At 69.6% G+C, this 16072-nt stretch carries 17 protein-coding genes; 8 read left to right on the forward strand and 9 right to left on the reverse strand.

The window, feature by feature from the left end; genetic code table 11:
• Positions 1-143: 143 nt before the first annotated feature.
• The 4 genes from FN976_RS22415 to FN976_RS22430 form a co-directional block, all read right to left on the reverse strand.
• Positions 144-1046, reverse strand: coding sequence for an AAA family ATPase (locus FN976_RS22415; RefSeq protein WP_145895305.1), 903 nt, complete (start codon positions 1044-1046; stop codon positions 144-146).
• Positions 1047-1161: 115 nt separating this feature from the next.
• Positions 1162-1956 (reverse strand): FAD binding domain-containing protein, encoded by a 795-nt coding sequence (locus tag FN976_RS22420; protein ID WP_145895306.1) that lies wholly within the window; start codon positions 1954-1956, stop codon positions 1162-1164.
• A gap of 22 nt (positions 1957-1978) precedes the next feature.
• The gene (locus FN976_RS22425; RefSeq protein ID WP_145895307.1) at positions 1979-4351 is read right to left on the reverse strand and encodes a xanthine dehydrogenase family protein molybdopterin-binding subunit; all 2373 of its coding nucleotides are present in this window, start codon (positions 4349-4351) and stop codon (positions 1979-1981) included.
• A 13-nt stretch (positions 4352-4364) separates the two neighbouring features.
• Positions 4365-4835 carry a (2Fe-2S)-binding protein gene (locus FN976_RS22430; RefSeq protein WP_145895308.1) on the reverse strand — a complete coding sequence of 157 codons (471 nt, stop codon included), beginning with the start codon at positions 4833-4835 and terminating at the stop codon, positions 4365-4367.
• 127 nt (positions 4836-4962) lie between these two features.
• Here FN976_RS22430 and FN976_RS22435 point away from each other — a divergent pair, with 127 nt between their 5' ends.
• Together FN976_RS22435 and FN976_RS22440 are read left to right on the forward strand one after the other, a co-directional pair.
• On the forward strand, positions 4963-6057 hold the full coding sequence (locus FN976_RS22435) for a sigma-54-dependent Fis family transcriptional regulator (protein ID WP_145895309.1): 1095 nt from the start codon (positions 4963-4965) through the stop codon (positions 6055-6057).
• A 155-nt stretch (positions 6058-6212) separates the two neighbouring features.
• Complete coding sequence (locus FN976_RS22440) at positions 6213-6830, forward strand: hypothetical protein (protein ID WP_145895310.1); 618 nt, start codon at positions 6213-6215, stop codon at positions 6828-6830.
• Here the strand turns inward: FN976_RS22440 and FN976_RS22445 are convergent.
• Positions 6827-7582 carry a TOBE domain-containing protein gene (locus tag FN976_RS22445; RefSeq protein WP_145895311.1) on the reverse strand — a complete coding sequence of 252 codons (756 nt, stop codon included), beginning with the start codon at positions 7580-7582 and terminating at the stop codon, positions 6827-6829. The genes FN976_RS22440 and FN976_RS22445 overlap by 4 nt on opposite strands.
• A 57-nt stretch (positions 7583-7639) precedes the next feature.
• Here FN976_RS22445 and modA point away from each other — a divergent pair, with 57 nt between their 5' ends.
• The 4 genes from modA to FN976_RS22465 are packed head-to-tail and all read left to right on the forward strand — an operon-like array spanning position 7640 to position 10627.
• Entirely contained in the window at positions 7640-8386 is a 747-nt protein-coding gene (modA, locus tag FN976_RS22450) for a molybdate ABC transporter substrate-binding protein (protein ID WP_145895312.1), read from the forward strand.
• Positions 8386-9069 (forward strand): molybdate ABC transporter permease subunit, encoded by a 684-nt coding sequence (gene modB, locus FN976_RS22455; RefSeq protein WP_145895313.1) that lies wholly within the window; start codon positions 8386-8388, stop codon positions 9067-9069. The genes modA and modB overlap by 1 nt, the downstream gene beginning before the upstream one ends.
• Positions 9066-10163, forward strand: coding sequence for a molybdenum ABC transporter ATP-binding protein (gene modC, locus FN976_RS22460; protein ID WP_145895314.1), 1098 nt, complete (start codon positions 9066-9068; stop codon positions 10161-10163). The genes modB and modC overlap by 4 nt, the downstream gene beginning before the upstream one ends.
• Before the next feature lie 32 nt (positions 10164-10195).
• Positions 10196-10627 (forward strand): surface-adhesin E family protein, encoded by a 432-nt coding sequence (locus tag FN976_RS22465; protein ID WP_145895315.1) that lies wholly within the window; start codon positions 10196-10198, stop codon positions 10625-10627.
• Positions 10628-10645: 18 nt separating this feature from the next.
• On the opposite strand, the gene FN976_RS22470 is transcribed toward FN976_RS22465, so the two are convergent.
• The 3 genes from FN976_RS22470 to FN976_RS22480 are packed head-to-tail and all read right to left on the reverse strand — an operon-like array spanning position 10646 to position 12866.
• Entirely contained in the window at positions 10646-11440 is a 795-nt protein-coding gene (locus tag FN976_RS22470; RefSeq protein ID WP_145895316.1) for an ABC transporter substrate-binding protein, read from the reverse strand.
• On the reverse strand, positions 11437-12135 hold the full coding sequence (locus FN976_RS22475) for an ABC transporter ATP-binding protein (RefSeq protein WP_145895317.1): 699 nt from the start codon (positions 12133-12135) through the stop codon (positions 11437-11439). The genes FN976_RS22470 and FN976_RS22475 overlap by 4 nt, the downstream gene beginning before the upstream one ends.
• Positions 12132-12866 (reverse strand): ABC transporter permease, encoded by a 735-nt coding sequence (locus FN976_RS22480; protein WP_145895318.1) that lies wholly within the window; start codon positions 12864-12866, stop codon positions 12132-12134. The genes FN976_RS22475 and FN976_RS22480 overlap by 4 nt, the downstream gene beginning before the upstream one ends.
• Positions 12867-12980: 114 nt before the next feature.
• Here FN976_RS22480 and FN976_RS22485 point away from each other — a divergent pair, with 114 nt between their 5' ends.
• Positions 12981-14090 carry a substrate-binding domain-containing protein gene (locus tag FN976_RS22485; protein WP_145895319.1) on the forward strand — a complete coding sequence of 370 codons (1110 nt, stop codon included), beginning with the start codon at positions 12981-12983 and terminating at the stop codon, positions 14088-14090.
• Here the strand turns inward: FN976_RS22485 and FN976_RS22490 are convergent.
• Positions 14071-15318, reverse strand: a complete 1248-nt coding sequence (locus FN976_RS22490) for an SUMF1/EgtB/PvdO family nonheme iron enzyme (protein WP_255440730.1) — start codon at positions 15316-15318, stop codon at positions 14071-14073. The two genes, FN976_RS22485 and FN976_RS22490, sit on opposite strands and share 20 nt — an antisense overlap.
• Positions 15319-15471: 153 nt before the next feature.
• Between FN976_RS22490 and FN976_RS22495 the strand changes: the two genes are divergently transcribed.
• Positions 15472-16068, forward strand: a complete 597-nt coding sequence (locus FN976_RS22495; RefSeq protein ID WP_145895320.1) for a TRAP transporter small permease subunit — start codon at positions 15472-15474, stop codon at positions 16066-16068.
• Positions 16069-16072 lie beyond the last annotated feature (4 nt).

Below are 16072 nucleotides of genomic sequence, written 5' to 3' on the forward strand. Positions count from 1 at the left end.
CCCCCCCCCCCCCCCCCCCCCCCCCCCCCCCCCCCCCCCCCCCCCCCCCCCCCCCCCCCCCCCGCGCGAGTGAAGATGGCTCGTCGCGCATGCCCCCACCCCAGCCCTCCCCCAAAGGGGGAGGGAGGAAGGCAGCGAGCCCATCACGCCACCTCTTCCGGCTTCAACAACTCCACCGCCATGTCCCGCGTCAACGCAGCCACATCCTCCCGCTGCTTGAACAGGATGCCGGCGGTGTCGGCGACCACTTCCGGGTCGACCTCGAGCGTGTCGAGGGCCACCAGCGCCTTGGCCCATTCCACGCTTTCGGCAATGCCGGGCGCGCGCTGGAACGCGTTGGCGAACGGCTGGCTGCGCAAGCGGCCGACGAACAGCGCCACCTGCGCCGACAAGCTCTCGCTGGCCTCGGGCACGCGCGTGCGCACGATGGCCAGCTCGCGCTCGCGCTCCGGGTAGTCCAGCCAGTGGTACAGGCAGCGCCGCTTGACCGCGTCGTTCAGCTCGCGCGTGCGGTTGCTGGTGAGGATGGTCACCGGCACGGCGCGCGCGGCGATGGTGCCGATCTCGGGGATGCTCACCTGGTACTCGCCCAGGTACTCGAGCAGGAAGGCTTCGAACGGCTCGTCGGCGCGGTCCACTTCGTCGATCAGCAGCACGGCGCCGGGTTCCGGTGTCTGCAGCGCCTGCAGCAACGGGCGGCGGATCAGGTAGCGGTCCTGGTAGACCTCGCGCTCGATCTGCTCGGTGCTTTCCTTGCCCTCGGCCGCGCGCATGTGCAGCAGTTGCGCGGCGTAGTTCCACTCGTACAGCGCCTCACGCAGTTCCAGGCCGTCGTAGCACTGCAGGCGGATGAGGGCACGCTGCAACGCCACAGCGAGCGACTTGGCCAATTCCGTCTTGCCGACACCGGGCTCGCCTTCCAGCAGGAGCGGGCGCTGCAGCTTGAGCGCGAGGTAGACGGCCGTGGCGAGGCGGCGGTCGGCGAAGTAGCCGGCGCCGGCCAGGGCTTGCTGCAATGCGTCGATGGAGGGGAAGGGAGTGGTCATCGAGGGATGGATGGCTCCCTCTCCCGCTTGCGGGAGAGGGTTGGGGTGAGGGTGCTGGCGCGCGTGCCCCTCACCCCAGCCCTCTCCCCAGAGGGGAGAGGGAGTTTCTCTTGCGTCAGCCCAGCGCCTTCGCCACCGCCCGCTGCGTCATCACGCTCACGAGGTTGGCGCGATATGCGGCGCTGGCGTGCAGGTCGCTGGACATCGTGGCCGGGTCGACCTTCACGGCAGCCGCGGCCTCCGGCGTGAAGCTCTTGGCCAACGCATCCTCCAGCCCCTTGTGCCGGAATACGCCATTGCCGCCGCCGGTGACCGCGACGCGGACGCCGCTGTCGGTCTGCGCGACGAACACGCCGATCAGCGCGAAGCGCGACGCGGGCTGCTTGAACTTGATGTAGGCCGCCTTCTTCGCGGTGGGAAAGCTCACGCCCGTGATCAGTTCGCCATCCTTCAGGGCCGTCGTGAACATGCCCTGGAAGAAATCGTCGGCCGCGATCTTGCGCTGGTTGGTGATGACCGTCGCGCCCAGCGCCAGCAAAGCCGCCGGGTAGCAGGCCGACGGGTCGTTGTTCGCGACCGAACCGCCGATGGTGCCCATCGCGCGAACCTGACGGTCGCCAATGCCGCCGGCGAGATCCGCCAGCGCCGGCAACGCGGACTTGACGTCCGCGTTCGTCGCGACTTCGGCGTGCCGGGTCATCGCGCCGATGACCAGCGCGTTGCCGTCCTTGCGCACGCCGGACAATTCGGCGATGCCGCCCAGGTCGACGAGTTGCTCGGGGTTCGCCAGGCGCAGCTTCATCGAGGCCAGCAGGGTCTGCCCGCCCGCGAGCAGTTTCGCGCCGCCGTTGCCGGCGAGCTTCACCGCATCGGCGGTGGAGGCGGGACGTTCGAAGGTGAATGCGTACATGTGATTTTCTCCTTCTGTTCGTTCAGGGCCGGGCGGCCTGGATGGCTTCCCACACCCGGCTCGGGCTGGCAGGCATGTCGAGGTCTTTCACGCCCAGCGGTTTGAGCGCATCCAGCACGGCATTGATGACCGCTGGCGGCGAACCGATGGCGCCGGCCTCGCCACAACCCTTGGTGCCCAGCGGGTTGTGCGTGCAGGGGGTGCAGACCGTGTCGAGCGTGAACTGCGGCAGGTCGTCGGCGCGCGGCATGGCGTAGTCCATGAAGGAGCCGGTGAGCAGCTGGCCGCTGTCCTTGTCGTACACGCAGTTCTCCATCAGCGCCTGGCCGATGCCCTGCACCAGGCCGCCATGCACCTGGCCTTCGACGATCATCGGGTTGATGATGGTGCCGAAGTCATCGACCGCGGTGAAGCGATCGATGCGGACCACGCCCGTCGCCGGATCCACTTCCACTTCGGCGATGTAAGTGCCTGCGGGGAAGGTGAAGTTGGTCGGGTCGTAGAAGGCCGTCTCGTTCAGCCCGGGCTCGAGCTTGTCCAGCGGGTAGTTGTGCGGCACATAGGCCGTCAGCGCGACCTGCCCGAAAGCCACCTTCTTGTCGGTGCCCTTGATCGTGAACTCGCCGTTCGCGAACTCGACGTCGCCGTCGCCGGCTTCCATCAGGTGCGCCGCGATCTTCTTGGCCTTGGCCTCGATCTTGTCCAGCGCCTTCATGATGGCCGCCCCGCCCACGCTGATGGAGCGCGAGCCGTAGGTCCCCATGCCGAACGGCACGCGGCCGGTGTCACCGTGCACCACGTCGACGTTCTCGACCGGGATGCCCAGCCGCGCCGCCACGACCTGTGCGAATGTCGTTTCGTGGCCCTGGCCATGCGAGTGCGAACCCGTGAACACGGTGACGCTGCCCGTCGGGTGCACGCGGATCTCGCCGCATTCGAACAGGCCGGCGCGCGCACCGAGCGCACCCGCGATGTTCGACGGCGCGATGCCGCAGGCCTCGATGTAGCTGCTGTAGCCCATGCCGCGCCTGAGGCCCTTGGCCTCGCTGGCCTTGCGGCGCGCGTCGAATCCCTTCACGTCCGCCAGCGCGTTGGCCTTGTGCAGCGCGCCGACGTAGTCACCCGTGTCGTACTGCAAGGCCACCGGCGTCTGGTACGGGAACGTCGTGATGAAGTTGCGCTCGCGGATCTCGTCCTGCGACAGGTTCATCTCCCAGGCGCAGCGCGTCACCAGGCGCTCCAGCATGTAGGTGGCTTCAGGGCGCCCGGCGCCGCGGTAGGCATCGACCGGCGCCGTGTTGGTGAACCAGGCGTCGACTTCCACGTAGACCTGCGGCGTCGTGTACTGGCCCGCCAGCAGCGTCGCATACAGGATGGTCGGCACCGCGGTGGAGAACGTGGAGAGGTAGGCGCCCAGGTTGGCGTCGGTCTTCACGCGCAGCGCCAGGAACTTGCCCTGCGCGTCCATCGCCATCTCGGCGTGGCTCACGTGGTCGCGGCCCTGCGCGTCGCACAGGAAGGCCTCGCTGCGGTCGCACGTCCACTTGATCGCGCAATTGAGCTGCTTGGCGGCCCAGGTGAGCGCCACGTCCTCCGCGTACAGGAAGATCTTGGCGCCGAAGCCGCCACCCACGTCGGGCGCGATCACGCGCACCTTGTGCTCGGGCAGGCCGAGCACGAAGGCGGTCATCAGCAGGCGTTCGACGTGCGGGTTCTGGTTGGAGACGTACAGCGTGTATTCGTCATTGGCCCGGTTGAACGAGCCGATGGCCGCGCGCGGCTCCATCGGGTTCGCCACCAGGCGCTGGTTGGTGAGGTCCAGCTTGGTGATGTGGTGCGCTTTCGCGAACACCGCGTCGACGGCGGCCTTGTCGCCGATGGCCCACTTGTAGCAGCGGTTGTCCGGGGCGGCCTCGTGCAACGCGGTCGCTGTCGCCGCGTCGCGCACGCTCACGACGGCGGGCAGCACGTCGTAACTGACATCCACCGCTTCGGCGGCGTTCTTCGCCTGCTCCAGCGTGTCGGCCACGACCATCGCCACGTGGTCACCCACGTAGCGGACCTTGCCCTGGGCCAGGATAGGGTGCGGCGGCTCCTTCATCGGCTGGCCGTCCGTGCTGGTGATCAGCCAGCCGCACGGCAGCCCGCCCATCTTGCCTTCCACGTCCTTGCCGGTGAAGACGCGATGCACACCCGGCATTGCCGAGGCCTTGGCGGTATCGATCGCGGTGATGCTCGCATGCGCATGCGGCGAACGCACGAACACGGCATAGCGCTGGTTCGGCAGGTTGATGTCGTCGGTGTACTGGCCGGCGCCGGTCAGGAAGCGGTAGTCCTCCTTGCGGCGGACCGATTCACCGATGTGCGGCAGCTTGGAGAAGTCGGATGCACCCATGGCGGTTCCCCTTTCAGGCCTTGGCCGTGGCGGCTTGCGCCTGCTGCACGGCCTTGACGATGTTCTGGTAGCCCGTGCAGCGGCAGAGGTTGCCTTCGAGCTGCTCCCGGATCTGGCTTTCGTTGGCGGTCGGGTGCCGTTTGCACAGGTCCACCGCGCTCATCACCATGCCGGGCGTGCAGAAGCCGCATTGCAGGCCGTGGCATTCCTTGAAGGCCGCCTGCATCGGGTGCATGGTGCCGTCGGCGGCGGCCAGGCCTTCGATGGTGGTGATCTCGGCCCCCGGATGCTGCGCGGCCAGGGTGTTGCACGACTTGATCGCCCGCCCGTTGACGAGCACCGTGCAGGCGCCGCACTGGGCGGTGTCGCAGCCGACGTGGGTGCCGGTGAGCCGCAGGTTCTCCCGCAACGCAGTGACCAGCAGCGTGTTGGGCGCGACGTCGACCTGCGACGCCTTGCCGTTGACCTTGAGTTGGACGAGCATCTCTCTTGTCTCCTGGGGATGACCTGGGGGCGTTCATTGTTGAACCCGGTCCGGGGCCCCTCCCTAGGCGAAACCCTAGGTTGCAATCGGGCCGGACAGGAAATTCTCAAAATGGAACAATGCGCCGATGCAAGTGCCCGCCACCACGCCAACGCGCCTGTTGCAGATCGCCACCGCGCGCCGCTCCGTCATGGAGGAAGGGTTGCCAGCCCTTGGTTCACCGCCCTGGATCGAACGCTCCTGGCGCCGCTGCCTGGAGAGCGGCCAGCGCCCGGATGACCGGGTCGGTTTCGACGTGCTGCCGGTCGAGCAACTTCGCCGCGTGAAGGAAGCCAACCACCAGCTGGTGGCCGCGGCGCGGCCGGTGCTGGAGCAGCTCGGCCGTGCGATCGCCAGCAGCCGCTACTTCGCCATCCTCACCAACGAAGCCGGTGTGGTGGTCGATGCGCACGGGCCGATCGACCGCGCCGATCCGCGCGCGACCCTCATCACCCGCATCGGCGTCGACCTGTCGGAGCGCAGCGTGGGCACCTCGGCCATCGGCGCCGCGTTGACCGAACTGCAACCGGTCTGGTTGCACCGCGGGGAACACTTCTACCAGGACACCGGCTGCTACAGCTGCGCCGGCGCGCCGCTGTTCGACCCGGATGGCCGCTGCGCCGGCATGCTGGACCTGACGGGCATCGACGCCGCCGAACGGCCGGAACTGAAGCACCTGGTCGCGCAATCGGCGCGCAGCATCGAGAACGCGCTCACGCTCGCCCGCCCGCACCGCCTGGTGCTGCGGCTCAATTGGCCGGGTCGGCCGTTGGGCGACGACGGCGATGGCCTCGTTTGCCTGGACGGCGACGGTTGGGTGACGGGCAGCAATGCCGCCGCGCGCGAAATGGCGCCGGCCTTGGCGCAAGGCATGCACGCCCCGATCCACTGCAGCGAACTGTTCGCGCAGGCCTGGGAGCCGCTGTTCGACCGCGCCCGCGACGCCGATCCGGCCGCGCTCGAAGTGGCGCTGTGGTCCGGCCTGCGGCTGGCGGCCCTGCCGCAGCCCGCGGGCGAACGGCCGGGCGCTTCCAGGCTGCCGTTGCGCGATGTCGAGATCGCCCTCATCCGCCAGGCCGTCAGCGACGCACGGGGCAACGTGATGGAGGCGGCGCGGGCCCTTGGTATCAGCCGCGCAACGGTTTACAGGAAACTGGCACAAAAGTCGCACTCGAACGAGTGAGAACGGCGCGGCCTCGCATAGAATTCGGCCGAAAGTTCGCAGCCCGAAACGGTGCGTGCGAGCCTCACAAACGCCGGTTCCCAGGCCCCTTGGGAACTCCTTCACCGCTTTCCACGCTGCAGAAATGCAGGACGGCAAGCTGTTGCCCGAGACGCATGTTCGACCTGAGAAAGCTCTTCCTCCGCGAGTTACGCGCCCGCAAGGTGCAAGACCACCAGGACCCGGACAGCGACTACCATCCCTCCGACCGGCGGGGTGAAGGCCTCGAGGTGGAATATCAGACCCTGATCGCGCAGCAATTCCGGCGCTGGGGCATCGCCACCGGCTGCGTCACCATCGAAGTCCGCCAGATCGGACGGGCACCGGACGGCTTCGATGTATTCGTGGGCATGGTGCGGCTGGCGCAGTGGGACCGCCCCTCCGCCTTGCGCGTGCTGCTGGGCCTGCCGCTGCTCGAAGCGAAGGTGCGCAAGACGGTCCGGGCCACGTGGCTGGCCGACTTCAGCCATTTCGGCGGCCTCTGGCTCCATGCCTCGGAGCAGTTGCATCACTCGCCGGCGATGGGTGAATTGCGCGAGCTGATGCTGCAACTGGTGCCGCCGTCGCCTTCGGCCGGCGGCCAGGACGACGGGCCGGCCTCCTCCGGCTACTCGAGCTCCAGCCTGCCACCGCTCACGCCGGTGCCCGTGACCGCTTCGAGCCTGTCGCCAACCTCGGGCGCGATGCCACTGGCCAGCATCAGCGCGGGCGACGACACACCGGCGCCAACCTAGCCCGCCAACGCGATCACGATCGCGGCGTCGCTCACCAGCGCTGCTGCCTCGTCCCCTGGCCGCAACCCGTGCCCGCCCGCGGCGAAGCCGACCAGGCTCTGCCCGCCGTCGAGCGCCAGCGCGAACTCACCGCCGCCCGCTGCGCGTGAGATCCGGGTGACGTGCCCTTGCAAACGGTTCCCAGCCTCTTCGCCGATCGCCAGTCCGACCGCCGTGGCCTTGCACAAGGCCAGCACCGGCAGCCCGGCCGCCAGGCCCAGCAACTGGGCGCTCTCCCGCGTGATTCGAGAATCAAGCGATTGCCCGCCGGGCAGGCGCAACAAGACCCGCATGGCGCCCGCATGCGCCTGCACCTTCTCGACGACGGCTGGCAGCTGGTTGCGCATGCTCGTGCGCAGCGCCAGGCCCGCGACGGCCTGGGCCGGCGGACCCTTGCCCGCCAGCTGCGCCAGCACCTGGCGGCGCGCCTGGCCGACCTCATCGGCCGCCTGCAGGACTTGCAGGCCGGCCGGCGTGAGGCGCGCGCCGCCCCCGCCCGCGCCGCCGACGGCGCGCTCCACCAACGCCGCACCGGCCAGGTTGTTCAGCGTGTCCAGGGCCTGCCAGGCCGCCTTGTAGCTCACGCCGGCGTCGCGCGCGGCCTGCGAGATCGAGCCGGCCTCGGCGACGCGCCGGAGAATCTCCACACGCTTGTCGGCGCCGGCGTGCCCCAGGGCGCCGGCCAGCTGCAGGGCATTCGGTTTGCGGGGCATGCGGCGATTGTGCCGCTCCGTCTATACTTTCGCTATTCCATTTTTGAATAGCGGTCGATGCGCATCTGCCTGCTCCTGTTGCTGTTCGCCGTCGGCACCGCCCGCGCGGCGGAAGTCCAGGTGGCCGTCGCCGCCAATTTCGCGGCGCCCATGCAGAAGATCGCAGCGGCCTTCCAACGCGAGACCGGCCACAGGGCCCTGCTCGCCATCGGTTCCACCGGACGCTTCTACGCCCAGGTGAAGAACGGGGCGCCGTTCCAGGTGCTGCTCGCGGCCGACGACGAGACGCCCGCGAAGCTGGCGGCCGAAGGGCGGGCGGTCGCTTCTTCACGCTTCACCTATGCGATCGGGCGGCTGGTGCTCTGGAGCGCGCAGGCCGGCGTGGTCGACGCAGAGGGGAAAGTCTTGCGCGACGCCGGCTTCGAGCGCCTCGCCATCGCCGACCCCAAGGTCGCGCCCTACGGCGCCGCCGCCATGGACGTGATCACCCGCATGGCGCTGCCCCGCGGCGTGATCGCCCGCATCGTGCAAGGCGAGAGCATCGGCCAGGCCTTCCAGTTCGTCGCCACCGGCAATGCGCAACTCGGCTTCGTCGCGCTGTCGCAGGTGATGGTGGACGGGCGCATCGAGAAGGGCTCCGCCTGGGTCGTGCCGGCCAACCTGCACACCCCGCTCCGGCAGGACGCAATCCTGTTGAACACGGGCCATGGCAACGCCGCCGCGACCGCGCTGCTCGAATTTTTGCGCGGTGATGCCGCGCGCGCGATCATCCGCGCGCACGGGTACCAGTTCCAGGCCAAGTGATGCCCTTCAGCACGGAGGCCCTGGGCGCGATCCGCCTCACGCTGCAGCTGGCGGCGGCGACCACCCTGCTCCTGCTGCTCATCGCCACCCCGCTCGCCTGGTGGCTGGCCCACACGCGCTCGCGCTGGCGCCCGATCGTGGGTGCCGTCGTGGCGTTGCCGCTGGTGCTGCCGCCCACGGTGCTGGGCTTCTACCTGCTGGTGAGTTTCGGCCCGCAAGGCGCAGGCGGGCAGCTGACGCAGGCACTGGGCCTGGGCCTGCTGCCCTTCACCTTTGGCGGGCTGCTGCTGGGCTCGGTCGTGTACTCCCTGCCGTTCGCGGTGCAACCGCTGCAGCACGCGTTCGAGGCCGTGGGGACCCGCCCGCTGGAAGCCGCCGCCACCCTGCGCGCCTCGCCCTTCGACGCGTTCTGGCATGTGGCGCTGCCGCTCGCGCGGCCCGGCTTCGTCACCGCGGCCATCCTCAGCTTCGCGCACACGATCGGCGAGTTCGGGGTCGTGCTGATGATCGGGGGCAACATCCCGGAGAAGACGCGCGTCGTGTCCACCCAGATCTATGGCCACGTCGAGGCCATGGAGTACACGCAGGCACACTGGCTCGCCGGCAGCATGGTGCTGTTCTCTTTCGCCGTGCTGCTGGCGCTCGGCTTGCTGAACCGGCGCACGGCCCGCGTGCTCGGATGAACACGCAGCTGCGCCTGCGGCTCGCGCGTGGCGAGTTCACGCTCGACGTCGACCTGGCCTTGCCCGCCTCCGGCATCACGGCCGTCTTCGGGCCCTCCGGCTGCGGCAAGACCACGCTGCTGCGCTGCGTCGCCGGACTGGAGCGTGCGCCGGCGGGCCGCGTTGAGGTCGAGGGCGAGCTGTGGCAAGACGAATCCCGGGGCCTCTTCGTTCCGACGTGGCGGCGGCCCCTCGGCTACGTGTTCCAGGAGGCCAGCCTGTTCGACCACCTCGACGTGCGGGGCAACCTGGCGTTCGGCGCGCGGCGCGCTGCATCGCGGGAAGCGATTTCTGCCGAAGCGGTCATCGACCTGCTGGGCATCGCACCGCTGCTGGGGCGACGCCCGCACCAGCTCTCGGGCGGCGAACGCCAGCGTGTCGCCATCGCCCGCGCGCTCGCGGCGCAGCCACGCATCCTGCTGCTGGACGAGCCGCTGGCCTCGCTCGACCTCGCCCGCCGCCGCGAGATCCTGCCCTGGCTGGAAAAGCTGCGCGACGAGCTGCGCGTTCCCATGCTCTACGTCACGCATGCGGCCGACGAGGTGGCGCGCCTGGCCGATACGCTGGTGCTGCTGGACCAGGGCCGCGTGGTGGCCGCCGGACCGCTGGCCGGGACCCTCGCGCGGCTCGACCTGCCGCCGCTGTTGGGGGACGACACCGGCGTGCTGCTGCAAGGCACGGTGCGGGCGCTGGACGCCCGCTGGCATCTCGCGGAAGTGGCGTTCGAAGGCGGCGCACTGTGGCTGGCCGACAGCGGCCTCGCGGTGGGCCAGGCGGCCCGGGTGCGTGTGCTCGCGCGCGACGTCAGCATTGCGCTGCAGCCACCCGCCGGCACCAGCATCCAGAACCTCCTGCCTTGCGACGTCCGCGGCATCGCCACCGGTGAGGGGCCCTCGCAGGCGATGGTGCAACTGGCTTGCCGCGGCGGCAGCGCGGGTATCGCAAGCGAGTCACTCCTCCTGGCCCGCATCACGGCGCGCGCCGCCGACCAGCTGGCGCTCGCACCGGGCATGCGGGTGTGGGCGCAGGTGAAATCCGCGGCCCTGGTCCGCTAGGCGACCGTCGACGTGCGTGTAACATTCCGCACATGTTCCGCACATGCGCCATCGTGCTGGCCCTGGCGGTCACCCTCGGCGGTGTCGTGCGCGCCCAATCGGCGGGGGTGTGGTTCACGGTGACGGGCCACCAGGACGACCCGGCCGTCGACACTGTCCAGGTCGACCCGCTGCCGATCGACGCCAAGGGCGACCAGCGGGTGATGCGCATCCGGGTGAGCCGCGCCACGGAACGCAGGAACTGGGAAGGCGTGCCCTATCGCTCCTACGTCGCGCGCGTGCTGATCGACTGCAAGGAGCGCAAGGCACGCTACCTGCAAGGCGAATTCCACCTGCAGCCCCTGTGGCGCGGAACCCCCCACACCATCACGGACTACAGCAAGCCCCCGGTGCGCCAGATGCTGTTTCTCGACGCGCAGCCGAATCCGACGCAGCGGATCATCCGCGCGGCGTGCGGCGGCTGAGGCCGCATCTGCCGGCGCTCACTTCACGGCATTGGGAAAGAACAGCTGCTCCCCGCCGATCTTGTAGGCGGCGATGGTGGCCTGCCCGGCCGGGGAAACGACCCAGTCGACGAAGCGCTGCGCTTCGGCCGTCTTCACGTGCGGATGCTTCTGCGGGCTGACCGCCATCACGCCGTACTGGTTGAAAAGCTTCGTGTCGCCCTCCACCAGCACCACCAGGTCACCCCGGTTGCGGAAGCTGAGCCAGGTGCCGCGGTCCGTGATGGCATAGGCGTTGGACGACGACGCGATGTTCAGTGCCGGACCCATGCCGCAGCCGCATTCCCTGTAGCCGGCGCTCTTGTTCGCCGCGGCGCCGGCCTGGGCCCAGTAGCGAAGTTCGGCGGCGTGCGTGCCGCTCTTGTCGCCGCGCGACACGAAGGGCGCGTTGGCGCCGGCCAGCTTCTTCAGGGCGTCGACGATGTCCTTGCCCTTGGTGGTGGCCGGGTCCGCCTTCGGCCCCACCAGCACGAAGTCGTTGTACATGACGGGGTAGCGTTTGGACGCGAAGCCATCGGCCACGAACTTCTCCTCCGCCGCCTGGTCGTGCACGAACAGCACGTCGGCATCCCCGCGGCGCGCCATGTCGATGGCCTGGCCGGTGCCGACCGCGACGACCTTGATGTCGATGCCGGTGGCCTGCTTGAACGCCGGCAGCAACTGGCCGAAGAGGCCGGACTGCTCGGTGGAAGTGGTCGAGGCCATCGTGATCGATTGCGCCGCTGCACCGGCGGACAGCGCCAGGCCCAGCAGCACAGCTGCACAAACTCTCATCCGATTTCTCCTCTGACGAACAGCTCCGCCTCGCGCGAGGTCGCGCCCAGAGGCCCGTTGAAAAATGCGTGCACCGGCAAATCGGCGAGCACACGGCCCTGCTCCAGGTAGATCACGCGCGTGGCGAGCCGCTTCACCTGCCCGAGGTTGTGGCTGGCGAAGACCAGGGTCATGCCGGCCTGCGCGAACTCCGCCATCAGCGCTTCGACCTCGCGCTTCGCATGCGGGTCCAGGCTCGAGGTCGGCTCGTCCAGCAGCAGCACCTGCGGCTGCAGGCTCCACGCGCGCGCGAGCGCCAGCCGCTGCTGCTGCCCGCCGGACAAGGTGCGGCCGTTGCGCAATGCCACGTCGGCCAGGCCCACCCGCCCCAGCGCCGCCAGCGCCTGCTCGCGCGCCTGTTTCCAGGGCGCGCCACGCAGCCACAGCCCGAGCGCGACGTTGTTCATGGCCGAGAGGCGCAGCATGAACGGCCGCTGGAACACCATGGCCTGGCGCGCGTTGCCATCGCGCAGGACGATGCCTGCGCTGGGCGCCAACAGGCCGTGCAGCACACGGAGCAAGGTGCTCTTGCCGCTGCCATTGGCGCCGATGAGCGCGACCCGTTCGCCGGGAGCGATGCGCAGGTCGACGGCATGCAGGGCGGCGACACCTCCGAAGCGCAAGTCCACGCCCTTGAGTTGGACCCAGGCACTCATGCAGTCGCTCCGCGCATGAGTTCGCCCCGGTCGACCGCCGCGCCGCGCCAGCGCGCCACCGCCGCGATCAGCACGTTCAGCAGCAGCACCACGGCCAACAGCACGATGCCGAGCGCCAAAGCGAGCGGCAGGTCGCCCTTGCTGGTCTCCAGCGCGATGGCGGTCGTCATCACGCGCGTGAAGCCGTCGATGTTGCCGCCCACGATCATGACGGCGCCGACCTCCGAGATGGCGCGGCCGAAGCAGGCCAGCAGCACGGTGAGCAGCGCATAGCGCTCGTCGAACGCCAGCAGCAGGCTGCGCAGCAAGCCGCGCGCGCCGAGGGAGCGCAGCTGCTCGCCGTGCGCGCGCTCGGCGTCCTCCACCACCTGGCGCGTCAGCGCCGTGCAGACCGGCAGCACCAGCACGGCCTGCGCCAGCACCATGGCGGGAAACGAGAAGAGCCAGCCGAGGAAGCCGAGCGGGCCCGAGCGCGACAGCAACAGGTAGACCACGAGGCCGACGACCACGGAAGGGATGGCCAGCAGCGTATTGAGGGAGGTGATCACCGCGCCGCGGCCGGCGAAGCGCGACACGCCCAGCCAGGCGCCGAGCGCCAGGCCAAGCGAACAGGCGATCAGGCAGGCCAGCCCGCTCACCGCCAGCGAGCGCGCGACGATGGACAGCAGCATCGAGTCGGCGCCGGCGATCAACTGCAACGCGCGCGCCGCGCTGTCCTGGAAGGTGTTCATGCTGTTGGCATGCTACTCAGCGAACCACGGTCCCGCCGCTGGGAAAAGCGAGCTATGAAGCGCGTTGCATACGCTGGCGGGACGGGTGCCGGCACATGCCCGATACTCGTCCGCATGCGCCGGGTGGAACTCTCGTACTCATTCGCGGACCGCGCCCGCGGCGGCTGGATCCGCAATGCGCTCATGGACCTGCTGCATGCGGTGCAGGAGCATGGCTCCATCTCGCGTGCCGCGCAGGCGCTGGGCCTGTCCTACCGCCACGTGTGGGGCGAGCTGAAGCGCTGGGAGACCGAGCTCGGCCAGCCGCTCATCGTGTGGGACAAAGGACAGCCGGCGCGCCTGGCGCCTTTCGGCGAAAAGCTGCTGTGGGCCGAGCGGCAGGCGCAGGCCCGGATCGCGCCGCAGGTCGAGGCGCTGCACGCGGACCTGGAGCGCGCGTTCGCGGTCGCCTTCGACGCCAGCGCGCAGGTGCTGACGCTGTTCGCCAGCCACGACGAGGGCCTGTCGCTGCTGCGGGAAAGCGCGGGCGCCCAGGCCGGCCTGCACCTGGACATCCGCTTCTGCGGCAGTGTGGACGCCATCAGCGCGTTGAACGAAGGCCGCTGCACGCTGGCCGGCTTCCACAGCTCGCGGCAACCGGGGCTGGGCAGCCACACGCAGCGCGCTTACCAACCCCTGCTGCAACCGGGACGGCACAAACTCATCGGCTTCGCGCAGCGCAGCCAGGGGCTGCTCGTGGCGCCGGGGAATCCGCTCGGCCTGCGGACCCTCGGCGACGTGGCCCGCCGGCGGGCGCGGTTCGCGCACCGCGCGATCGGCAGCGGCACGCGCTTGTTGTGCGAAGAGTTGCTGGCCGAAGAAGGCGTGGCCGCCGCCGATCTATCGCCGGGCGAAGCGGCGGAACCGTCGCACGGCGCGGTCGCGCACGCGGTGGCCAGCGGCGCGGCCGACGCCGGGCTCGGCATCGCGGCCGCCGCGCAGGCGCGCGGGCTGGACTTCGTTCCGCTGGTGGAGGAGCACTACTTCCTGGCTTGCCTGAAGGACACGCTGGAGCAGCCGGCGACGCGCGCATTGCGCGAAGTCCTGCAGTCCGCCACTTGGCAGGCACAGCTGGGCGCGTTGACCGGCTACCAGCCCTGGCGCAGCGGCGAAGTGCTCAGCCTGCGCCAGGAGTTGCCGTGGTGGGACCTGCCGCCGAAACGGATCAGACCGCGCAAGTCCTGAAGCCGACGAATCCGTCGTCGCGTTCCGGCAAGGCCCATCCCCGCGCCCGCGGATGCTTCATGCGCGCCCGCGTGCCGAACGACGCGCCGCGCAGCACGCGCGCGCTACCGAAGAGCGGCTGAGGATCCATCTCCGCATGCCGGCCCCAGGCATCGGGCCGGTAGCCCGCCCAGGGCTGCAAGGTGCCGGCGGTCCATTCGCGCACGTCGCCCCAACGGAAGCCGCGCCGGTGCGCCACGTGCACCGCGATCTCCCATTCGACCTCCGTAGGCAGCCGCCGCCCCGCCCAACGCGCGTAGGCGTCGGCCTCCCACCAGTTGACGTGCATCGCGCACTGGCCGCCGCCCATGCGCGTGGGCTTGCCGAACAGGTTCTGCAGCACCGCGCCGCTGGCCACGCCGATCTGCTCCACGTGGCGCGGGCCGCGCCGGCCTTCGCCCTGCGCCTCGCGCTCCAGCCACTGCCAGCCCGCGGGCGACCAAAGTTCGGGCCTGTCGTAGCCGCCGTCGTCGATGAACTCGACGAACTGCGCCCAGGTCACCGGCTGCGCGTCGATCTCATATTCGGGCACCGCCTCCGTCTCGTGGCCGCACTCGATGCCGAGCGCGAAGCCGGGGCCGGGCCAGCCCAGCGTCCAGCGCGTGGCGGGCACGGCCAGCGGCTCGCGTGTCCGCGCGCCGGGCGGCAGCGCCAGCGAGAGCGGCACCCCCAGCGTCTGCGCCATGGCCAGGAGTTGTTCGCCCCGCAAGTCTTCGTGAAACAGCGCCATGCGGAAGAAATAGAGCGAGGCATCGCTGTCCTCGGCCTTTTGCAGGAGGTCGAGCAGCGTCTCCAGCGTGTCCAGCAGGTAGGCCCTGACGGCGGCCACGTCGGGCAGGTCCGCCGACCAGCGCTCGTCGTGCGGCAACACCGACGGATCGAACCAGCGGTCGGCCTGCGGCTCCACCGAGCCGATGCGCACGGCATCGGCCGGGCAGGCCGGGCCCAGGCCGCGCTGCGGATTGCGCGCCGTCCAGTATTCGGCCAGCCAGGCGACATGGCCGGCCAGCCAGAGCGGCGGCACGAGATCGGGGGCTTGCGGCACGGCCAAGCCGGGCCCGAGGTCTTGCTCGAACTTGCCCAGGAGGTGCAGGGTGTGGTTGCGCGCATCCATCAGCGCCAGCGAAAGGCGGTCCCGGCCGGCGCACCGCATGTCGGGATCGTCGATGGTGGCGGCGGACTGGGTCATGGCCGCATTATCGGCAGCTCGGCCGGGTACAAACCCCAATGTCCTCCGAGCCCGACCGTCACCAAGCTGTCAGGCTTGCCCGAAAGGCGACTCCTAGAATTTCCTTCTTACTCGCCCAGCCAGTTGGGGGCCTTTCGCTATAGCGGAGACAAAATGCGCGGCTTACTGAAGTTCTCGAATGCGGTGGACTGGCTCAACAGCCAGGTGGGCAAGTGGGTCATCTGGCTGATCCTGGCATCCACGGTGATCAGCGGCGTGAACGCCATCGTCCGCAAGGTCTTCAACGTCAGTTCCAACGCCTACCTGGAAGTGCAGTGGTACCTGTTCGCGGCGGCCTTCCTGCTGGCCGCCGGCTACACGCTGCTGCAAGGCGAGCACGTGAAGATCGACGTGATCTACACGCGGTTCTCCAAGCGCAACCAGATGTGGATCGACGTGTTCGGCTTCATCTTCTTCCTGATGCCGATGTGCGCGGCCATCCTCTATTACGGCACGCCCTTCTTCCTGCAGGGGTTCCGCTCCGGCGAGATGTCTTCCAACGCCGGCGGCCTGATCCGCTGGCCGGTCTACCTGATGATCCCGATCGGGTTCACGTTGCTGATGCTGCAAGGCCTGTCGGAGCTGATCAAGCGCCTCGCCTTCCTGCAGGGCCTGATCCCCGATCCCACGCTGAAGGCCGTGGCCAAGACCGCCGAGGAAGAACTGGCCGAAGAGATCCGCCGCCAGGCCGAATTGCAGGGCAAGGCCTGAGGCC

Source organism: Caenimonas sedimenti, from assembly GCF_007833165.1.
Taxonomy (GTDB): Bacteria; Pseudomonadota; Gammaproteobacteria; order Burkholderiales; family Burkholderiaceae_C; genus Ramlibacter; species Ramlibacter sedimenti.